Here is a 21,741-nt window from a genome sequence, read left to right as displayed (position 1 = left end):
AAAATGAAAGCAAACGACAATTCTAAAAAAAACATTTTACACCCAAGAAATCTTCATCGAACGAGATACGATTTTGAAAAACTAATTTCAAATTGTCCTGAATTAAAAACTTTTATTTCCATCAATAAACACGGAATCGAAACGATTGATTTCAGTAATCCAAGTGCGGTTAAAACTTTAAACAACGCTTTACTGCAAACGTATTATGATATTCAAAACTGGGATATTCCTAAAAATTATCTTTGTCCGCCAATTCCGGGGCGTGCCGATTACATTCACTACATCGCCGATTTATTAGCAGAAAGCAATAACAATCAAATTCCAGACAATTCAAATATTTTAGGTTTGGATATCGGAACGGGCGCAAATTTAATTTATCCGATATTAGGAAATTCCATTTACAATTGGAGTTTTGTTGCAACCGATATTGACAAAAAAGCAATCGAAAATTGCAGTAAAATCATTGAGGCCAATCCAAAATTAATCGATGCAATAAGTTTACAACAACAGACAGAATCTCGATTTATTTTTAAAAATATTATTACACCAGAAGACCGCTTCACTTTCACAATGTGCAACCCTCCTTTTCATGCCTCTGCAGAAGAAGCGAACAAAAGTGCTTCTCGAAAAGTTTCTAATTTAAATCCGAAAGAAAAAAGAAATACAAATCCGGTTTTAAATTTCGGAGGTCAAAATGCCGAATTATGGTGCAATGGTGGCGAAATCGGATTCATCACCCAAATGATTTACGAAAGTGCAAAATACGCTTCGCAGGTTTTATGGTTTACCACTTTAGTTTCTAAAAAAGATAATCTCCCATCGATTTACAAAACGTTGAAGAAAGTAAATGCTGTTTCTGTAAAAACAATCGAAATGGCGCAAGGTCAGAAAAACAGTCGTATTGTGGCTTGGAGTTTTTTAAGTGATGTTCAACAAAAATCTTGGAAATTTTAAGATTTCTTAAGTCTCAATATTAAATTTTGTTTCGTAACTTCGATTAAATTATAGTATTATGAACACTCTTCAACTTAAAAATATTTTGATTTCTGAAATCGAAAAAATTGATGATGATACTTTTTTATCCGCGTTAAAAACAATTTTAGACAGCAGAAAACCTTCTCCTAAAAACTATTCAGAAGAATACAATAATGATCTAAAAGTAGCAGAAGAAGATATCCGAGATGGTAACTTTTATTCTCATAATGAAATAAAAGACAAAATTGAGCAATGGAAAAAGAAATAATATGGTCAAAGTCCGCTCAAAAACAACTTGAAAAAATTTATCTTCATACATTTGAAGAATCTAAAAGTAAAAACATTTCAAATAAAATAATTGATGCAATTTATAGTTCAGTTACAATCTTGCGGACGAATTGGGAAATTTACGAATTAGATGAAATGAAAATTCCAAACGATAAAAATTATCGAGCCTTTGAAATCTATAAATATCGAATTTCATATAAAATAACTTCAGAAATTCATATTCTAAGAATTCGACATACAAGTCGAAATCCTAAAAAACTATAATAAAGCTACCCCAAATCTATGTTTTCCAAACCAAAACCTTGATTTTATAATTTGCTTTTGCTACATTTAATACAACTTATTAAATATCAAAGCTATGGCAGAATACATTGGTTATCTCGCATCTGTTTTTATTGTTGGTGGTTTCCTGCTAAAAAACCTGCAAACAATCCGATTGATTAATATGTTCGGATGTATTTGTTTCGTTATTTATGGGATTTTTTTAAATGATTACCGAGATTTTAGTCAATGGCTCTGGCCTGTAATTATTCCGAATGCGATTTTAGCTTTTGTGCAGATTTATTATTTGACTGTCAAAAAAGACAAATCTTAAAATTATGATATTTTAAAATAAAATTCTGATACACTTTCCGCTTGCGATACTCGTAACTTTAAGTTCAAAATCGAATTTATTACTATGTTAAAACAGTATTCCCGAATCATAATTACCTTATTCCTGTTAACAGGTTGCGCTTCAAAAAAAGAAAAATTTGAAGATTATGTTTTTAAAACCAAAAGTGAAGAACTAAAATACCAAGCTGCCTACGACAAAGCTTTAAAACTTTGGAACATTCCGTATACCGAAGAAGATGTAAAAACCAGTTTTGGAACCGCGCATGTGGTTATCGCTGGTCCAAAAAATGCAAAAGCCTTGGTTTTACTCCACGGAATGGATGCCAGTTCGACCATGTGGTACCCGAATATAAAAGTTATGGCCAAAAATCATCGCATTTATGCCATCGATTTTATTATGGAGCCTAATAAATCGAATTTAACTTCAAAAGCACTTTCTACAGAAGAAATCGCTGTTTTTTACAATGAGGTTTTCAATTATTACAAATTAAAGAAATTTGACATTGTTGCAGCTTCTCGAGGTGGCTGGATTGCAACATTATTAGCCACTCAAAAAACTAATTCTATAGATAAAATCGTTTTGTTAAGTCCGGCTCAAACCTTTAAATTTATTGATCAGGTTGGAAAAACGACTTCTGCTATAATGCTGAAACTTTTTCCAAGCGAAAAGAAGTTCGGAAAAACGTTAAATACATTTTCAACTCATCCAGAAAACATAAGCCGTATTTATAAAAGACAATTTTATTTGGCTAATAAATATGCGAAATCTAATTCGAGTATGCTGAAAATGCATCCTTTTTCCAATAAAGATCTGGAATCCATTAAAAATCCTGTTTTGGTTTTAATTGGTGATAAAGACGTCATCAATTCGGAGGAAAGTTTAGAAAGAGCACAGAAATTTTTGGTCAACAGCAAAACAAAAATGATAAAAGATGCAGGACATTTTCTAACAATCGATCAACCTAAAGTGGTAAACGATGCGATTATTAATTTTTTAGATTAATTTTTTTTGCCACGAATTTTCACAAATTCGAATTGCCGTGTATCTCACAGAGTAGCTAAAATTCGTGCAATTCGTGTAATTAGTGGCAAACTTTTACAACGCTCATTTAGATTCAAACTTCGTATCTTTACAAAACCAAATTTTCAGTATACAAAAATGAAATTTCAAGTTTCTTCAGAATATAGTCCAAAAGGAGATCAACCGCAAGCCATACAAAAATTGGCGCAAGGTATAGTCGACGGAGATAAATATCAAACTTTATTGGGAGTTACAGGTTCCGGAAAAACATTCACCGTTGCCAATGTAATTCAGGAAGTACAAAGACCAACTTTGGTTTTGGCCCACAATAAAACCTTGGCAGCGCAATTGTATTCAGAATTCAAGCAATTCTTTCCAAATAATGCTGTTGAATATTTTGTTTCGTACTACGATTATTATCAGCCGGAAGCTTTTATGCCCGTTACAGGAGTTTTCATTGAAAAAGATTTATCTATCAATGAAGAACTGGAAAAAATGCGTTTAAGCACTACTTCTTCACTCCTTTCTGGACGTCGTGATGTTTTGGTTGTAGCTTCTGTTTCTTGTTTGTATGGTATTGGAAACCCAGTCGAGTTTCAGAAAAACGTAATTGAAATTACAAGAGATCAGGTTATTTCGAGAACTAAATTGTTACACAGTTTGGTTCAGAGTTTGTATGCCAGAACCGAAGCCGATTTTAATCCTGGAACTTTTAGGATTAAAGGAGATACGGTGGAAGTATATCCAAGTTATGCAGACGATGCTTATAGAATTCACTTTTTTGGAGATGAAATCGAAGAAATCGAGTCATTTGACGCCAAGACTTCTCAAGTAATAGAAAAATTCAAAAGACTGACTATTTATCCGGCTAATATGTTTGTAACTTCTCCAGAAGTTTTACAAGGTGCTATTTGGCAGATTCAACAGGATTTGGTTAAACAAGTCGATTATTTTAAAGAAATAGGAAAACATCTCGAAGCCAAGCGTTTGGAAGAAAGAACCAATTTCGATTTAGAAATGATTCGTGAGTTAGGTTATTGCTCTGGAATTGAAAATTACTCAAGATATTTAGACGGACGAGAAGCTGGAACAAGACCTTTCTGTCTCTTGGATTATTTCCCTAGCGATTATTTAATGGTGGTTGATGAAAGTCACGTAACCGTTTCGCAAGTTCATGCTATGTACGGAGGCGACCGAAGCCGAAAAGAAAATCTGGTAGAATATGGTTTTCGTTTGCCAGCTGCTATGGACAATCGGCCTTTAAAATTTGAAGAGTTTGAAGCTTTGCAAAATCAGGTTGTTTATGTTTCTGCAACTCCGGCAGATTACGAATTGCAAAAATCGGACGGAATTTACGTAGAACAAATTATTCGTCCAACCGGATTATTGGACCCAACAATTGAAGTACGCCCAAGTTTAAATCAGATTGATGATTTAATTGAAGAAATTCAAGTTCGTTGCGAATTGGATGAAAGAGTTTTAGTAACTACTTTGACCAAAAGAATGGCAGAAGAATTGGCTAAATATCTAACAAAAGTGAATATTCGTTGCCGTTATATCCATTCTGAAGTGGATACTTTAGAGCGTATCGAAATCATGCAGGATTTACGTAAAGGTATTTTTGATGTTTTAATTGGAGTAAACTTACTTCGTGAAGGTCTAGATCTACCCGAGGTTTCTCTTGTTGCCATTTTAGATGCAGACAAAGAAGGATTTCTTCGTAACAGAAAATCTTTAACGCAAACCATTGGTCGTGCGGCTAGAAATGTTAACGGAAAAGCTATTATGTATGCTGACAAAATTACCGAAAGTATGCAGAAAACGATAGACGAAACCAATTACAGAAGAACCAAACAAATCAATTATAATGTCGAGAATAATATCGTTCCGCAACCATTAAACAAGAAAATTGAAAGTGCGTTTACAAAAAATCCATTAGTTGAATATGAATTAGGGCATCCAATTCCTGTTGCAGCAGAGCCTGAAACGGCTTATATGTCTAAAACAGAATTAGAGAAAATGATTCGTGAAAAACGTAAAACTATGGAAAAAGCAGCTAAAGAATTAGATTTCTTGCAAGCTGCTAAACTTCGTGATGAAATTAAAAAACTACAGGAACAGTTGGCTTAAAAACCTTACTGTAAAACAATTAGAACAATGACAAAGTAAATTCATTTTTTAAAAATTAACCAATCTAATCTTTTTAAAATTCATTAGATTTATCAAAATTTTTAAATCCAGTAATGAAATATTATTTACTCTTTTTTGTTTTTTTAATTTTTAACGACTTATCAACAGCACAATCAAATAAAAGCGATTTTTGGAATGAAGAATTAGAAAGTTCATCTGATGTTATAAAACCTACTACGATTTCAACTCATCCATTTGGTATATTTATTTCAAGATTAAACCATAATTTTAACGTTCGCTCAACCGATGAATATTCTTTTTCATTTGAAGTTTCAAGTGGAAACGTCGTGCTTCCTTATGTAAAATCATACGAACTGACCGATTCTAATGATCGCGAAATATCTAAAAATCAGCCTTGGCATACCCGCGAATTTTCATTCGATTTAGATAAAGTGCCATCAAAAATCAAAGAGTTTGAAGCTGATGGCGTTATTCGATCGTATCGTTTTAATTTTACTTTACCAGTTACAGTAAACCACGAATTGAATTTTAGCCTTAGAGCTAATTCGCTTGATCGCGGCAAATATCCATATTCTATTTTTACTTCAGATGAATCTATCGAATGGTTTCATCGCAATATTGCTGGCGGAAAAGATCCTTTTTCAAGATATCACTATGGCATAAACAAAGCAGGAATAACTTATAAAGACAAAAATAATGAGGTCTTAAAAATGGAAAACAACGATTTTCTAATTTCTGGACTTGATATAAACTACACGTATTATCCTAAATTAGAGATGAATGAAAAACATCATATTTACTTGAATTTCGGCGCTCAATTAGGAATTAATACTTCAAAATATAATCCTGCATCAGATTTTGGAGTTTCTTCTTCTGTCTTGAAGAAAATGATAATTAAGGATAAAAACATTTTAAGCTTTGGGTTAAGTGCCGGAATTTTGCGTCAGCATATTTTTGAATATGGAGATGGCGTAAACCTCAGTAATCAAGATTTCTTATGCAGCTTTGAAGGACTCATTAATTACAAAGTCAAACTCAAAAACAGTAATCGCATTTCATACGGTATCAATTATAATTTCCAGAATTCGTACAACAAGAAAAAAGATATGGATTATATTGTTTTAACAGGACAAAGGATAAATACGCACTGGCAGAAAACCATTTCTCATCTATACGAAGATTTAGAAGGATGGAGTGCAATTTGTACTTATTCTACAAAGCGTTTTTCTTATTTTGTGTATCTTCGGGAAGATTTAAATCTAGATAATGCACCGGATTTACAAACAGGCATTGGAATAAAAATGTCAATCAAAAAGAGTTAGACTTCCTACAAGCCGCCAAACTTCATGATGAAATTAAAAAACTACAGGAACATCTGGTTTAATTGTGCTGTTCCTGAAAAATTTCCATTAATACAATTGGATTGATTACTGTATTCGGTGTTTTCTTCATCATTTCTAAAACACGTTTTACAGCAGAAAGATTCAATCCCATTTCTAAAGCAATCTGTTGAATGGCTTTGAATTCTCTTTCATGCAAAACCCCGTCGCAATGCATCAGTAAAGCCAATCTGTAAAACTGATTGATGCGCTGCATTTCTGATTTTATTGGAATAGGTTTTGTTTCCTGATGAAATAAATCCTGAAATTCTTCTTCACTAATACTCAACTCCAAAGCGACCAATTTTAGAAAATGCAGTTCACGTTTGTGCAAATGTCCATCTACGGTGGCGAACATAATCATTTCTAAAAGTAAACTTCTTTTTTCTGCTTCCGTATTCATCAATTTATTATTTTTAGCTAAAATATTGCTTTTAAATATAAATACAAAATACGGACGATGACGAGGATTTTATTAGCTTTTCTTATATTACTTTCTTCTATTGGAAAAGCACAAAGTACAGCTTCCAAAAATATATCTACTTTTACAATTGAAGCCCCTCAACTGAATATCACTAAGAAAATCTGGGTTTATCTTCCTGAAAATTATTCCAAAGACATTCAAAAAAGATATAGTGTTATTTACATGCATGATGCTCAAAATCTGTTTGATGCCAAAACTTCTTATTCTGGCGAATGGAATGTCGACGAAAAATTAGACAGCTTAAAAGCACCCGTAATTGTAGTAGGAATTGAACATGGAAACGATAAACGTATTGATGAATTGACTCCTTTCAAAAACGAAAAATACGGCGGCGGAAATGCCGATAATTATTTAGAATTTATTGTAAAAACGCTAAAACCACATATCGACAAAAATTACAGAACCAAAACAAAAGCTAAAAACACCATTTTATTTGGAAGTTCGCTTGGTGGATTGGTTTCGTATTATGGCGCTTTAAAATATCCTGAAGTATTTGGAAAAGCAGGTGTATTCTCGCCTTCTTTTTGGTTTTCTAATGACATTTATACTTTTACAGAAAAACAGTCTAAAATCAAGACCAAAATCTATTTTTTGTGTGGCGATAAAGAAAGTGACGATATGGTAAACGATTTAACCAAAATGAAACGTTTATTAGACACCAAACGTTGTTATTGTCTTCATTTGGATAAAATGAAAATTGTAAAAGGCGGAGAACACAACGAAAAACTGTGGCGCGATCATTTTGTCGAAGCACTATTATGGCTAGGCTATTAACTAAAAAATAAAAAACACTCCAATAAAATGAAACTTATTTTAAGAGAATACAATCTCAAACTAAAGCACACTTTCACTATTTCGAGAGAATCTATTGATATTCAGCCATCATTAATTGTAGAATTGCAAAGCGATGGTTTTTCTGGTTTTGGAGAAGCAACTTCAAATCCGTATTACCATATTACGGTTCCTATGATGATTGCCGATTTGGAGAAAATCAGATCTATTATCGAAAATACGGAAGATGAAACTCCAGACGTATTTTGGTCTAAAATGCATCCACATTTAAAAGAAGATATGTTTGCTTTATGCGCTTTAGATTTGGCTTACAATGATTTGTATGCTCGTAAAAAAGGCAAGAAATTATACGAATTATGGAACTACAAAACCGATCATAATCCGTTGACAGATTATACAATCGGAATTGATACGATTGAAAAAATGGTTTTTAAAATGCAAGAACTGCCTTGGCCTATTTATAAAATTAAATTAGGAACTAAGGAAGATATTGCCATTGTAAAAGCGCTTAGAAAACACACCAATGCCATTTTTAGAATTGACGCCAATTGCGGATGGACAGTTGAAGAAACCATAAATAATGCAGTCGAATTAAAAAAATTAGGCGTTGAATTTCTAGAACAGCCTATGAAAGCGGATAATTGGGAAGGCCACAAAGAAGTCTTCAAACATTCTGTACTACCCGTAATTGCAGACGAAAGCTGTATTATTGAAGAGGATGTAGCAAAATGTTTCAATCATTTTCATGGTGTGAATGTGAAACTGGTAAAATGTGGCGGACTTACTCCAGGAAAACGAATGATTGAAGAAGCGAAAAAATTAGGTCTAAAAACAATGGTAGGCTGCATGACCGAATCTACTGTCGGGATTTCTGCTATTGCGCATTTACTTCCGCAATTAGACTATGTTGATATGGACGGTGCACTTTTATTAGCCGAAGATATTGCAACTGGAGTAACAATTGAAAATGGTATTATTCATTATTCAAACCTAAACGGAACAGGAGTTACATTGCTTTAAAATGATAGTCGAAAAATTTCCAGATCGAATCATTGAAATCAACCAAAAACAATATTTGTATTTTGGAGGAACTGCCTATTTGGGACTTCCAACAAACAAAAAATTTCAAGATTTAGTCGTTCAGAATATTTTAAAATGGGGAACAACTTACGGAAGTTCCAGAACTGCAAATATTAAATTAAGCGCTTATACCGCTGGTGAAAAATTCTTGGCTCAACATATTGGTTCTGAAGATACTGTTACGGTTTCGTCTGGAATGTTGGCAGGAAAATTGGTTTTAGAAAAACTAAAAAAACAAACCGATTGTTTTTATCATTTAAATGAAATTCATTCGGCTATTCAGATTGAAAATAGTCTTCCTGTATTTATAAATGAAAAGTTGAATGACAGATTATTAGACTCAAAACCAGAAAAAATAACGATTTTAACCGATGGAGTTCCGTCGTTTCAAACCAAACCTGTTGATTTATCTTTTTTAAAGGAAATTTCAAATCATAAAGAAATTACTTTGGTTGTTGATGAATCGCATTCGTTAGGAATTATTGGCAAAAATGGATCTGGAATTTATACATCAATTGATTTCCCAATAAAAAGAAAAATCTTGGTTTCGTCTCTAGGAAAAGCTTTCGGATTAACAGGCGGTGTAATCGCATCAGATTCTAAATTTATTGTACAAATAAAAGAAATCGAGACTTTTACCAGCGCTGCAGGAATGAATCCTGCTTTTGTACAAACGCTTTCTGATGCTTCGGAAATTTATAAAGTTCAGCATCAAAAACTGCTAGATAATTTAAGTTACATTGATTCGATTTTAATTCAAAATGAAAACATTAAGTTTGACAAAAGCTATCCTTTAATTTATTTATTATCGAATGAATTAGTCCATAAATTAAAAGAAGAAAACATAATTATAGCGAGTTTCAGATATACAAAAGAAGCCGATCCTTTGAATCGTATTGTGATAACGGCAAATCATTTGAAAGAAGATTTAGACAAACTGATAAGCGTCTTAAACAATTAAATGTATTAACCACAAATTACACAAATTTCCGCAAATTACTTTTTCTTTTAAACCTCTTGAATTTGTGCAAATTTGTGTAATTTGTGATTAAAAATAAATCTTCGTAATTGTTTTTAAACCGTACCTTTGCAAAAAATTAATAATAGTTTTAACTTCAAGTAAAGATTGGAAAACTTGAAACTTGAAACAATAAAAAACTTGAAACAAGAATTATGACAAACAACGATATACTTAAAAAACTTCGCGTGGCTTTGATGCTCCGTGATGACCAAATAGTTGAAATTTTAGAATTGGTAGATTTTAGAATTTCAAAATCAGAATTAGGGGCTTTTTTTAGAGCTGAAGATCATCCAAATTATATGGAATGTGGTGATCAAGTTTTACGCAATTTCCTAAACGGATTGGTAATTCATTTGAGAGGAACTAAAGAAAATCCGAAAAACCCAAATGATGTTTTAGCAAAACATAAAGCTGAAATTCCGAAAAGGGAAAACACTAAAGAAAGAGCTGAATTTAAAGCATCGCCTAAAGATTCTGAAAAATACAGAGGCAATCAAAGTCCATCAAAATCAGGTTCATCTACTGGAAAACCTAAAAAGAAATCATTCCCAAAAGGAAATGGAAAACCAGTTGTTGTAGAAAAAGTGGTTTACAAAAACGGTAATAAGAAAAAGTCTTAACTGGGTAGTTTAACCGCAAAGCACGCAAGGTTTTTTTGCCAAGGATTGTGAATATAAACGCAAAGTTCGCAAAGCTATATGGATAAAGCTTTGCGAACTTTGCGTTTTTATAAAGCACCAAAGATATAAAACCTTGCGTGCTTTGCGGTTAAATCTTATTTTGATCAATTTCATCAAAAAATGCATCTTTAAAAGTTGCTCCAATCGGTAATTCTTTTTCGTTTATAAAAACAGAAAAATTATCTGTTGACTCAATGTGCTGTAATGAAACTACATACGATTTATGGATTTGAATAAAATTAGTTGAAGGAAGCGATTCAATTACATTTTTTAGGGACGAATGTGTAATAATCTGCTGTCTTATCGTATGAATGCAAACATAATTCTGGAGACTTTCCACGTATAAAATATCATTCAAAAACACTTTCTGAAATTTATTCTTTCCATCGGTTTTTATAAATAGAAAATCTGGCGCAGCATTATTATTACTATTTGAAACTTCTATTTTGGGTTCAGAATTTAGTTTCGAAACCGCTTGATAAAAACGTTCAAAAGCAATTGGTTTTAAAAGATAATCTACGGCATTCAACTCAAATCCTTCCAAAGCAAAATCAGGATAAGCCGTTGTAAATATGACTTTTATATCTTTAGAAATAATTTTAGAAATCTGCAAACCTGTTAATTGCGGCATTTGAATATCCAAAAAAATAACATCTACAGATTCTTTATTTAAGAATTCTAAAGCTTTTAAGGAATCATTAAAAACGCCAACTTTTTCAAGGAAATTTACTTTCCCGATATAGTTTTCTAAAATTCGAGTTGCAGGCGGTTCGTCATCGACAATTATACATTTAAAAGCCATAAATTATTTCTTTAGTGGTATTTTTAAGTAAGTTTTAAAGGTATTATTTTCTTCTGTTTTTTTAAGAATAAATTGATCTTTATACGTGTATTCCAATCTTTTAGTTAAATTATCAAAACCAATTCCGGTTGAAGAATAGTTTTCTCCTTCGATGAAATAATTAAAAGTTGAAATTTCTAAAATACCACCATTTATTCGAATAGAAATAATCGCTTTTTCTTCTTCATTATTAAATTTTCCATGTTTGAAAACATTTTCAACAAAATGAACCAAAGCCGAAGAAATAATTTTTTCGTTGGAATAATTTCCTTCAACAGAAAAATCGAAAAACAGCTGATCTTCAAATCTCTTCTTCTGTAAATGAATATAATTTTGGATAAACTGAATCTCTTTTGAAAGTATCGCTTCATCTTTGTCTGTTTCTGTAATTACGTAACGAAGCAAATCAGAAAGCACCAAAACATCATCGGCCATTTTATCGTCTTTTAGAATCAATTGACTGTAAAAAGAATTCAAAGTATTAAATAAAAAATGCGGACTCACCTGCGCTTTTAGCATCTGAAATTCAGCTTTTTTATTCTCTAACAATAATTCCTGATTTTGATGTTGTGCAGTCTGAAATTGCCAAAACAAAAAAGTTAATGCACTTAAAATCACAGCTGGTAATCCGTAGAAAAAATTGTCTTTTATGTAATAGGTAATTTCTCTTGCTTGTTCGTAATAGTTGTGTATTCCAGTTATATTAAACAGTACAACTTCGTCCAAAAAATATCGAACAGCAGTAAAAAGCAATAGAGAAACAGGAATTGTCAGGATGTAAAAAATTAATTTCTTTTTATTTAAAAACCATTCACAGAAAAAGTAAAAATTAAGACTGTAAATAACAAATACGGCAAGCATGTAAGACGGGGTAATGCCTAAATAAATACCTTTTAGAATAATTTTTATATCTCTATTATTTAATCCAACATCCCAAGAAACATAGGTTAGGAATAATAAAAAGAAAAGGATGATATGATAGTAAAATGGAATTTTTGATTTCATGTTTTTAATAATTAACCCAAAAATACAATTAAGCTATAAATAGAAAATTAGATTTATTTAAAAGATGCTTTTTTAGGGATGAACTATAAAAAACGTTACACGAAATTATCACCTTACAGATTTCATGAGTTTATAAAATGAAATGATATGTTCATCAAAAACAAAAAATAGAGGCCAAAAGACGGAATACATTTGTCATGAATTTAAAAACAAACCATCATGCAAAAAATCATTCTATTACTAGCTCTTATTACATTCAACATGACACCTGCTCAAACCAAGAAAAAGCAGATCCTATTAATCGGAACTTTTCATTACGCCAATCCAGGTCTTGATGTCGCTCAACTGAATAATTTCAATATCATGTCTGAAAAGAGTCAAAAAGAACTCGAGATTATGAGTGACAAAATCAAAAAATTTGGTCCCGATAAAATATTTGTTGAATGGGAATTTAAGAAACAAGCCGACTTAGACAAGTTTTACAATAAAAACACCGACAGTCTTTTTAAAAATAACAAAAGTGAAATAACACAATTGGCACTTCGCACCGCTAAAAAACTGAATCACAAAAAATTATACGGAATGAATCTTTATACTTCTTTTCGATATGACAGTTTAATGATTTCAATGGAAAAAGCAAACCAAAAGGATTTGATGGCGAAAAATAAGTTGACAACTGAAGTTTTCGAAAAACAACATAACGAAAAAATCAGAAAAAGCTCTTTACAAGAAATGATGTTGTATTACAATACCAAACAAGCTGAAAATGAAAATCTTAATTGGTATTTGGAAATAGCAAACAGAGCTGGAAATCCAGATGATTTTACAGGAGCTTCCTTGGTTTCAAATTGGTACAAAAGAAACTTATACATGTATTCTTTAATTCAGAAATTAACTGAAAGTAACGATAACAAAATAATGATATTAGTCGGTGCTGGTCATGCTTCAATCATTAGAGAATTCATAATGCACGATCCTACTTTCGAAATTGTGGAATTATCAACTGTTTTGAAATAGTATTTTTTTAACCGCAAAGAGCGCAAAGATTTACGCAAAGTTCGCAAAGTTATTTGGATATAGCTTCGCGAACTTCGCGTTTATATTAAATCTCACAGTTAAAAATTCTTGCGTGCTTTGCGGTTAAAAAAACAATAAAGGCATAATAATACATTCAATATTACCCCCAGATAAATTATAAAGTATTGTTCTGGCGAAATACAAGGAGGACAATCATAATTATCCAGACAAGGTTCACAAAAAGGTTGATAATGCCAATAAGATAGTAATAAGAATACATCAAAAATTAATACTGCTAAAAGACAATTTCTAATCCTTTTATTCATTTCAATAAATCTTTTCATTAAATAATCTCTATCTCTTTTAAACACATAGCTTTGCGAACTTTGCGTTTATATTCACAATACTTTTAAAAAAACTTTGCGTGCTTTGCGGTTAAAAAAAAATCCACTCCCGTAAAGGAATGGATTTTCTATATAAATTGATTTCTTATTTAATTAAGAAAGAGCAGCTTTAACTTGGTCAGCAGCTTCTTGGAATTGAACTGCAGATAAGATTGGCATACCCGAGTTGTCAATTAATTCTTTTGCAATTTCAGCATTTGTTCCTTGCAAACGAACGATAATTGGCACATTGATAGCGTCTCCCATGTTTTTGTAAGCGTCAACAACACCTTGAGCAACACGGTCACAACGAACGATACCTCCGAAGATGTTAATTAAGATCGCTTTTACGTTTGGATCTTTCAAGATAATTCTGAAAGCTGTTTCAACACGCTTAGCATCAGCAGTTCCTCCTACGTCAAGGAAGTTAGCAGGCTCAAAACCAGCGTATTTAATTAAGTCCATAGTTGCCATAGCAAGACCAGCTCCGTTTACCATACATCCTACAGTACCGTCAAGGTCAACATAGTTAAGACCAACTTCTTTAGCTTCAACTTCGATTGGATTCTCCTCACGGATATCTCTCATTTCAGCATATTTAGGTTGTCTGTATAAAGCGTTATCGTCGATATTTACTTTAGCATCTACAGCTAAGATTTTGTTATCAGAAGTTTTTAATACAGGGTTGATTTCAAACATAGAAGCATCAGAACCAATGTAAGCATTGTAAAGTGCGTCGATGAATTTAACCATTTCTTTGAAAGCATTTCCAGAAAGTCCTAAGTTAAAAGCAATTCTTCTAGCTTGGAAACCTTGTAATCCAACAGAAGGATCGATTTCTTCAGTAAAGATTAAGTGTGGAGTGTGCTCAGCAACTTCTTCGATATCCATTCCACCTTCAGTAGAATACATGATCATATTGCGTCCTGTACCTCTATTCAATAAAACAGAAACATAAAATTCAGAAGTTTCGCTTTCTCCAGGATAATAAACATCTTCAGCAACTAATATTTTGTTAACTTTTTTACCTTCAGGCGGCGTCTGAGGTGTAATTAACTGCATTCCGATGATTTGTTCTGCTAACTCTTCAACTTGTTGTAAGTTTTTTGCCAGCTTAACTCCACCACCTTTTCCACGACCACCTGCGTGAATTTGTGCTTTAATTACATGCCATCCTGTTCCCGTTTCGGCAGTTAATTGTTTTGCAGCAGCCACAGCTTCAACTGCATTATTAGCCACGATTCCGCGTTGCACACGTACTCCGTAACTCGCTAAAATTTCTTTTCCTTGATATTCGTGTATGTTCATAATATAGAATTTGTCTGGTCCTGAATTTATTTCAGAATAAAAGTGCGACAAAAGTAACAAAATACAACTTAAAAGTAAAATCTTTTTTGAATTAATAACTACTCCTTAATTGATTCTTCACCTATTTAAATTGAAAGAAAAAAAATCATTAAACAATTGTATCTAAAAAGTTAACACAAAATCGCTAAAACGTTTGAGATTTAACAAAAACTTCACTGTAATCAATGCCTAACAGACGATTTTTCTTAATATATTTTAATCGCAATTATGATTTTGATAATTCGCAATGGTTTATATAACAATATTATCATTTAAGAACCCTTTTTCTAATATTCCAGTAAAAATGAAAGTGAATATATAATTTCGCTACATTATGTTTAACGAAATCTTTATTTTTGTAGAAAAAATATCAAGAATGAGAGTTAAAGAACAAGGGCTTTATCTGCCTGAATTTGAACACGACAATTGTGGTGCAGGATTTATTTGTAATTTGAATGGTATTAAGTCAAATGATATTATTCACAAAGCATTAGACATCTTAATTAAATTAGAACATCGTGGTGCCGTTAGTTCTGATGGTAGAACTGGAGACGGAGCTGGAATTTTATTCGACATTCCTCATGATTTTTTTAAGAAAGTATGTGACTTTGAAATCCCTGAAGCACGTGAATATGCAGTTGGAATGGTTTTTTTACCAAAAAGCAAAAACCAAGTTTCTTTCTGTATTAATGCATTTGAGGCTACTATTAAAGACCAAAACTTAAAAGTTTTAGGTTGGAGAGATGTGCCAGTTGACGTTGAAAATTTAGGTGAAATCGCCGCAGAAAAAGAACCAACAGTTAAACAAGTTTTCGTTTCTAAAAACGGTCAGGATTTAACTGAAAATGAATTTAATGCAAAACTTTTTGCAGCTAGAAAAATTGCTGAACATGCCGTAAGAGGATCTAAAACTTCTGAAAGCCACATGTTTTATTTTACTAGTTTATCGACCACTACTATAATATATAAAGGTCTATTGATGCCGGAAGACATCAGCCGTTATTATATAGATTTGAAAGATCCAGACTTGGTGACACGTCTTGCACTTGTACACCAACGTTTCTCTACAAATACATTCCCATCTTGGGACTTAGCTCAACCGTTTAGATACATGTGTCATAATGGTGAGATCAACACACTTCGTGGAAACGTAAGCCGTATGCGTGCTCGTGAAGAGCTTATGCAGAGCAAAGTTTTTGGCGATGATATCAAAAAATTATTCCCAATTATCTTAGAAGGAAAATCAGATTCTGCTTCTATGGATATGGTGGTTGAACTTTTATTAATGACAGGTCGTTCTCTTCCTGAAGCAATGATGATGGTAGTTCCTGAAGCTTGGGAAAAACACCAAACAATGTCTCCAGAAAAAAGAGCTTTCTATGAGTACAATGCTTGTATCATGGAGCCTTGGGATGGTCCTGCTTCTATTCCGTTTACAGATGGTAACGTAATTGGAGCTTTACTAGACAGAAATGGTTTACGTCCTTCTCGTTATACATTAACGCATAGCGGATTCGTAATTATGTCGTCTGAAATTGGTGTATTAGACATCGATCCAGAAGATGTAATTCAACACGGTCGTTTAGAGCCAGGAAAAATGTTCTTGGTTGATATGAACGAAGGTCGTATCATCGAAGACGAGGAAGTTAAGAAAGCGATAGTTACAAAACGTCCTTACCAACAATGGGTTGACGAAAACTTATTGCCACTTGCTAAAGTTCCTTACACCAACAACCCAACTCCTGTTGAAAAATTAGATTTCTTAACAAGACAGCGTTTATTTGGTTATACAATTGAAGATTTAAAAACAATCATCAACCCAATGGGAAGCGACGGAGCTGAAGCGATCAGTTCTATGGGTAACGATACGCCGTTAGCTGTATTATCTGATCAGCCACAGTTGCTATACAACTACTTCAAACAATTGTTTGCTCAGGTTACTAACCCACCTTTGGATGGTATTCGTGAAGAAATCATTACAGATATCAGTTTAGCAATTGGAGGAGATTTCAATATTTTCGAAATCGAATCTAAACAATGTAAAAAATTAAAAATCCAAAATCCAGTTATCTCTAATGAGGATTTGGATAAAATTAGAAATATCGATCATGCAGATTTCAAATCGGCTACTATTTCTACTTTATATAAAATAGAAAAAGGAGTTAACGGTTTAGAGCGTGCTCTTGAAAAATGTGTTCAAGCTACTTTTAAAGCAGTTGAAGAAGGATGCAACATCATTATCTTATCTGATAGAGGTGTTAGCGAAGAATTAGCTCCAATTCCGATGTTATTGGCTTGTTCATACATTCACCACTCTTTGAACATTTTACAAGTTCGTTCTAAATTCGGAATCATCATCGAATCTGCTGAACCACGCGAACCGCATCATTTTGCTTTATTGTTTGGATATGGCGCAAGTGCGATCAACCCTTACATGGTAAACGAAATCATTCACGATCAAGTTGAAAAAGGTTTCATTACAAAAGTAAAAGCTGATTATGCTGTTGTAAACTACAACAAAGCAATCGCAAAAGGAATCGTAAAAATCATGAACAAAATTGGTATCTCTACTTTACATTCGTACAGAGCTGCTCAAATTTTCGAGATTTTAGGATTAAACAAAACATTTACATCTAAATATTTCCCTTACACACCTTCTAGAATTGAAGGAATTGGTTTAATGGAAGTTGAGAAAGAGGTTAAAAAACGTTTCCAAAAAGCTTTCCCAAATTCAAAAATTGCAAACTTGCTTTCTCTTGAAATTGGAGGTATTTACAGATGGAGACGTGGTGGTGAAAAACACATGTTTAACCCAACTACAATTTCTAAATTACAACAAGCAGTTCGTTTAAACAGCCCAGAAAGCTATAAAGAATATGCTAATGCTGTAAACGAGCAAAGCTCAAACTTAATGACAATTAGAGGTTTATTTGAATTCAACAATTTAGATCCTATTTCTATTGATGAAGTAGAGCCTTGGACAGAAATCGTTAAGAAATTCAAAACTGGAGCAATGTCTTATGGGTCTATCTCTAGAGAAGCGCATGAGAACTTAGCTATTGCAATGAACAGAATTGGAGGAAAAAGTAACTCTGGAGAAGGTGGAGAAGATCCAAAACGTTTCCAGAAAGAAATTAACGGAGATTCTAGAAACTCTGCAATCAAACAAGTTGCTTCAGGACGCTTTGGTGTTTCAATCAATTATTTGACAAACGCTAAAGAAATCCAAATCAAAATGGCTCAGGGAGCAAAACCTGGAGAAGGTGGACAGTTACCTGGAGAAAAAGTAGTGCCTTGGATTGCTGAAACTAGAAACTCTACGCCTTATGTAGGTTTGATTTCACCTCCGCCTCACCACGATATCTACTCTATTGAGGATTTATCTCAGTTGATTTATGATTTAAAAAATGCAAACCGTGAAGCTCGTATCAATGTAAAACTAGTTTCTGAAGTTGGAGTTGGAACAATCGCTGCCGGTGTTGCAAAAGCAAAAGCTGACGTTATTTTAATCTCTGGTTATGATGGAGGAACAGGTGCTGCACCATTAACTTCATTACAACACACAGGTATTCCATGGGAACTTGGTTTAGCTGAAGCACAACAAACTTTAATCTTGAACGACTTAAGAAGCCGTGTAGTTTTAGAATGTGACGGACAATTGAAAACAGGACGTGACGTTGCGATCGCCGCTTTATTAGGTGCTGAAGAATTCGGATTTGCTACTGCTCCGCTTGTAGCTTCTGGATGTATCATGATGAGAGCTTGTCACTTAAATACTTGCCCAGTTGGTATTGCAACTCAGGATCCAGAATTGAGAAAAAATTTCAAAGGAACTCCAGAGCACGTAATCAACTTCATGTATTTTATTGCTGAAGAGTTAAGAGAAATCATGGCTCAGTTAGGTTTCAGAACTTTAAAAGAAATGGTAGGTCAGTCTCAAAAATTAAACGTAGACAAAGCGATCAAACATTATAAAGCTAATGGTTTAGATTTATCAACTATTCTATACAAACCGGAAAAAGCGAAAACAGTTCCAAATCATAATACAACTACTCAAGATCACGCTCTTGAAAACGTATTGGATTTCGACATCATCAAAGAAGCAATTCCATCTATTTATAGAAAAGAGAAAACGAGAGTTACTTTCAAAATCAAAAATACAGACCGTTCTGTAGGTGCGATTTTGAGTAACGAAATCTCAAAAATTTATGGCGCACAAGGATTACCAGATGACACTATTTTAGTTGATTTTGAAGGTTCTGCCGGACAAAGTTTTGGTGCATTTGCAACAAACGGATTGTCATTTAAAATTCACGGAAACTGTAATGATTACTTAGGAAAAGGTCTTTCTGGAGGAAAACTAATTGTAAAAGTACCTCCTACTGCGACTTTCAAACCTGAAGACAACATCATTATTGGAAACGTTGCCCTTTACGGAGCTATTACCGGGGAGGCTTATATTAATGGTATCGCAGGAGAGCGTTTCTGTGTGAGAAACTCTGGAGCAACAGCAGTTGTAGAAGGAATTGGAGATCACGGATGCGAGTACATGACAGGTGGTACAGTTGTAGTTTTAGGAAAAACTGGAAGAAACTTCGCTGCTGGTATGAGCGGTGGTGTAGCTTACATTTACGATCCGAACAAAAAATTCGATTCGACAGTATGTAACATGGAAATGGTTGCATTCGATCCAATGGAAGAAGAGGACGTTACGAAACTAAGAAAACTGATCAAAAACCATTCATTGTACACCAGCAGTCCATTAGCTAAGAGAATTTTAGCAGACTGGGAAAATGAACAACAGCACTTCGTAAAAGTAATGCCAACTGATTACAAAAAAGCATTAAAACGAATTGCAGAAGAAAAACAAATAGAAGAATTAATAGCTTAATTAAAGGTTCTGAGATACAAAGGTGCAGAGGTGCTAAGTTTTTAACTCACCTCTCACATTTTCACAACTCACAACTAAATTTATTAAAAATGTCATGGGTAAAATAGGCGGATTTAAAGAATATAATAGAGCCGACGAAAGTAATTTAGCAGTTGCAGAACGTGTTTCCAACTACAACGAATTTACTATTCCGGTACCAAAAGATAAATTAAAAGAACAAGGATCAAGATGTATGGACTGTGGTATTCCTTTTTGCCACAGTGGATGTCCGTTAGGAAATTTAATTCCTGACTTCAACGACATGGTGCATCAGGAAGAATGGCAGAGTGCATTAGAGATTTTGCAATCTACAAACAACTTCCCAGAATTCACAGGTCGTTTATGCCCTGCTCCATGTGAGAAATCATGTGTATTAGGAATCATCAAAGATCCGGTTTCTATCGAAAACATTGAAAAAAGCATCATCGAAAGAGGTTTTGCTGAAGGATGGATCAAACCACAGCCACCAAAAACTAGAACAGGAAAAACAGTTGCTGTTATTGGTTCAGGACCTGCAGGTCTTGCTGCGGCTCAACAATTAAACAGAGCGGGTCACACCGTTACTGTTTTTGAAAGAGACAATGCAATTGGAGGTTTACTACGTTACGGAATTCCAAACTTCAAATTAGAAAAAGGAATTATCGACCGTCGTGTAGTAGTTCTTGAAGCAGAAGGAATCACTTTCAAAACAAATGTAAATGTTGGAGTTAACTTCAGCGTTGAAGAATTAAACCAATTCGATTCTATCGTTTTATGCGGAGGGGCAACTGAAAGAAGAAGCTTGCCAACTAAAGGAATCGAAAGCAAAGGTGTTGTTCAAGCAATGGATTTCTTAACACAACAAACTAAAGTTTTATTTGGAGAATCAATTCCAGACCAAGTTAAAGCTACCGGTAAAGATGTAATCGTTATTGGTGGTGGAGATACAGGTTCTGACTGTATTGGAACTTCTAACAGACACGGAGCGAAATCGGTTACTAACTTTGAGATTTTACCAAAACCTCCAGTTGGAAGAAGTGAAACAACTCCTTGGCCTTTCTGGCCGTTACAGTTGAAAACATCTTCTTCTCACGAAGAAGGTTGTGACAGAAACTGGTTAATCAATACAAAAGAATTCATCTCTAACGAAAAAGGTGAATTAACTGGATTGAAAACGGTTGAAGTTCAATGGAAAATGACTCCAGGTCAAAGACCGGAATTAATCGAAAAAGAAGGTTCTGAGAAAATCTGGCCTTGCGACTTAGCATTGTTAGCTCTTGGATTTACAGGTCCAGAGAAAACTTTAAGCGAGCAGTTAGGCATCGAAACTGATATGAGAAGCAACTATAAAGCGCACAACTATCAGACAAACGTTCCTCACATTTTCACTGCAGGTGATATGAGAAGAGGACAATCATTAATTGTATGGGCTATTTCAGAAGGTCGCGAAGCAGCAAGAGAAGTAGATTTATTCCTTATGGGATCTACAAACTTGCCTACTAAAGGAAAAGGAGATCTTCCGAGCTTGTAATTTTTAAGGTTCTTAGATGCTAAGATTTAAGGGACTAAGGTTTTCTTATATACTTGATCTTTAGAGCTAAAAATTAAAACTACAAAAACATCAACACATACTACTTGACAAACCCTTGAATTTCTATTCAGGGGTTTTGTTTTTTTGTTTGCCACGAATTACACAAATTTTCACTAATTTTTATTTTTCTCATCCTATCTAAAACATAGCCCACGGTTTCAA

The 21,741-nt window shown here is 33.4% G+C and carries 18 protein-coding genes; 14 read left to right on the top strand and 4 right to left on the bottom strand.

Annotated elements, in window-relative coordinates; genetic code table 11:
- The first annotated feature begins 3 nt into the window (after positions 1-3).
- The 7 genes from rlmF (at position 4) to K6T82_RS06300 (ending at position 6,372) form a co-directional block, all read left to right on the top strand.
- The gene (gene rlmF / locus K6T82_RS06330) at positions 4-954 is read left to right on the top strand and encodes a 23S rRNA (adenine(1618)-N(6))-methyltransferase RlmF (protein WP_223705092.1); all 951 of its coding nucleotides are present in this window, start codon (positions 4-6) and stop codon (positions 952-954) included.
- A 58-nt stretch (positions 955-1,012) separates the two neighbouring features.
- Entirely contained in the window at positions 1,013-1,243 is a 231-nt protein-coding gene (locus K6T82_RS06325) for a hypothetical protein (RefSeq protein WP_223705091.1), read from the top strand.
- Complete coding sequence (locus K6T82_RS06320; RefSeq protein ID WP_223705090.1) at positions 1,228-1,527, top strand: type II toxin-antitoxin system RelE/ParE family toxin; 300 nt, start codon at positions 1,228-1,230, stop codon at positions 1,525-1,527. Before K6T82_RS06325 ends, K6T82_RS06320 begins: the two co-directional genes overlap by 16 nt.
- Positions 1,528-1,621: 94 nt before the next feature.
- Positions 1,622-1,858 (top strand): uroporphyrinogen decarboxylase, encoded by a 237-nt coding sequence (locus K6T82_RS06315; protein ID WP_223705089.1) that lies wholly within the window; start codon positions 1,622-1,624, stop codon positions 1,856-1,858.
- Between the two features lie 84 nt (positions 1,859-1,942).
- Positions 1,943-2,881, top strand: coding sequence for an alpha/beta fold hydrolase (locus K6T82_RS06310; protein ID WP_223705088.1), 939 nt, complete (start codon positions 1,943-1,945; stop codon positions 2,879-2,881).
- Between the two features lie 156 nt (positions 2,882-3,037).
- Positions 3,038-5,029 (top strand): excinuclease ABC subunit UvrB, encoded by a 1,992-nt coding sequence (uvrB, locus tag K6T82_RS06305; protein WP_223705087.1) that lies wholly within the window; start codon positions 3,038-3,040, stop codon positions 5,027-5,029.
- A gap of 113 nt (positions 5,030-5,142) precedes the next feature.
- Positions 5,143-6,372: a hypothetical protein gene (locus K6T82_RS06300; RefSeq protein ID WP_223705086.1), complete on the top strand. Its 1,230-nt coding sequence runs from the start codon at positions 5,143-5,145 to the stop codon at positions 6,370-6,372.
- Between the two features lie 58 nt (positions 6,373-6,430).
- On the opposite strand, the gene K6T82_RS06295 is transcribed toward K6T82_RS06300, so the two are convergent.
- The gene (locus tag K6T82_RS06295; RefSeq protein WP_223705085.1) at positions 6,431-6,832 is read right to left on the bottom strand and encodes a TerB family tellurite resistance protein; all 402 of its coding nucleotides are present in this window, start codon (positions 6,830-6,832) and stop codon (positions 6,431-6,433) included.
- 57 nt (positions 6,833-6,889) lie between these two features.
- Between K6T82_RS06295 and K6T82_RS06290 the strand changes: the two genes are divergently transcribed.
- The 4 genes from K6T82_RS06290 to K6T82_RS06275 all read left to right on the top strand — a co-directional run bounded on the left by K6T82_RS06290 (position 6,890) and on the right by K6T82_RS06275 (position 10,426).
- The gene (locus K6T82_RS06290) at positions 6,890-7,687 is read left to right on the top strand and encodes an alpha/beta hydrolase (protein ID WP_223705084.1); all 798 of its coding nucleotides are present in this window, start codon (positions 6,890-6,892) and stop codon (positions 7,685-7,687) included.
- A gap of 27 nt (positions 7,688-7,714) precedes the next feature.
- Positions 7,715-8,725 (top strand): dipeptide epimerase, encoded by a 1,011-nt coding sequence (locus K6T82_RS06285; protein ID WP_223705083.1) that lies wholly within the window; start codon positions 7,715-7,717, stop codon positions 8,723-8,725.
- Position 8,726: 1 nt separating this feature from the next.
- A complete protein-coding gene (locus K6T82_RS06280; protein WP_223705082.1) occupies positions 8,727-9,746 on the top strand; it encodes an aminotransferase class I/II-fold pyridoxal phosphate-dependent enzyme in 1,020 nt (339 codons plus the stop codon).
- Positions 9,747-9,958: 212 nt separating this feature from the next.
- Entirely contained in the window at positions 9,959-10,426 is a 468-nt protein-coding gene (locus K6T82_RS06275) for a DUF1456 family protein (RefSeq protein ID WP_223705081.1), read from the top strand.
- A gap of 148 nt (positions 10,427-10,574) precedes the next feature.
- Here K6T82_RS06275 and K6T82_RS06270 read toward each other — a convergent pair whose 3' ends face one another.
- Both K6T82_RS06270 and K6T82_RS06265 read right to left on the bottom strand, forming a co-directional pair.
- Complete coding sequence (locus K6T82_RS06270) at positions 10,575-11,288, bottom strand: LytR/AlgR family response regulator transcription factor (protein ID WP_223705080.1); 714 nt, start codon at positions 11,286-11,288, stop codon at positions 10,575-10,577.
- 3 nt (positions 11,289-11,291) lie between these two features.
- Positions 11,292-12,332, bottom strand: a complete 1,041-nt coding sequence (locus K6T82_RS06265; RefSeq protein ID WP_223705079.1) for a sensor histidine kinase — start codon at positions 12,330-12,332, stop codon at positions 11,292-11,294.
- Between the two features lie 219 nt (positions 12,333-12,551).
- Here K6T82_RS06265 and K6T82_RS06260 point away from each other — a divergent pair, with 219 nt between their 5' ends.
- Positions 12,552-13,349 carry a DUF5694 domain-containing protein gene (locus K6T82_RS06260; RefSeq protein ID WP_223705078.1) on the top strand — a complete coding sequence of 266 codons (798 nt, stop codon included), beginning with the start codon at positions 12,552-12,554 and terminating at the stop codon, positions 13,347-13,349.
- 497 nt (positions 13,350-13,846) lie between these two features.
- Here the strand turns inward: K6T82_RS06260 and sucC are convergent, their stop codons facing one another.
- A complete protein-coding gene (gene sucC, locus K6T82_RS06255) occupies positions 13,847-15,040 on the bottom strand; it encodes an ADP-forming succinate--CoA ligase subunit beta (protein ID WP_223705077.1) in 1,194 nt (397 codons plus the stop codon).
- A 415-nt stretch (positions 15,041-15,455) separates the two neighbouring features.
- Between sucC and gltB the strand changes: the two genes are divergently transcribed.
- Positions 15,456-19,970: a glutamate synthase large subunit gene (gltB, locus tag K6T82_RS06250; RefSeq protein WP_223705076.1), complete on the top strand. Its 4,515-nt coding sequence runs from the start codon at positions 15,456-15,458 to the stop codon at positions 19,968-19,970.
- A 94-nt stretch (positions 19,971-20,064) separates the two neighbouring features.
- The gene (locus tag K6T82_RS06245) at positions 20,065-21,519 is read left to right on the top strand and encodes a glutamate synthase subunit beta (protein WP_144214915.1); all 1,455 of its coding nucleotides are present in this window, start codon (positions 20,065-20,067) and stop codon (positions 21,517-21,519) included.
- Positions 21,520-21,741: the final 222 nt, after the last annotated feature.

The organism is Flavobacterium potami, from assembly GCF_020026915.1.
Lineage (GTDB): Bacteria > Bacteroidota > Bacteroidia > Flavobacteriales > Flavobacteriaceae > Flavobacterium > Flavobacterium potami.
Note: the sequence above shows the minus strand (reverse complement) of the source record. Positions and strands in the feature narration are given on the sequence as shown.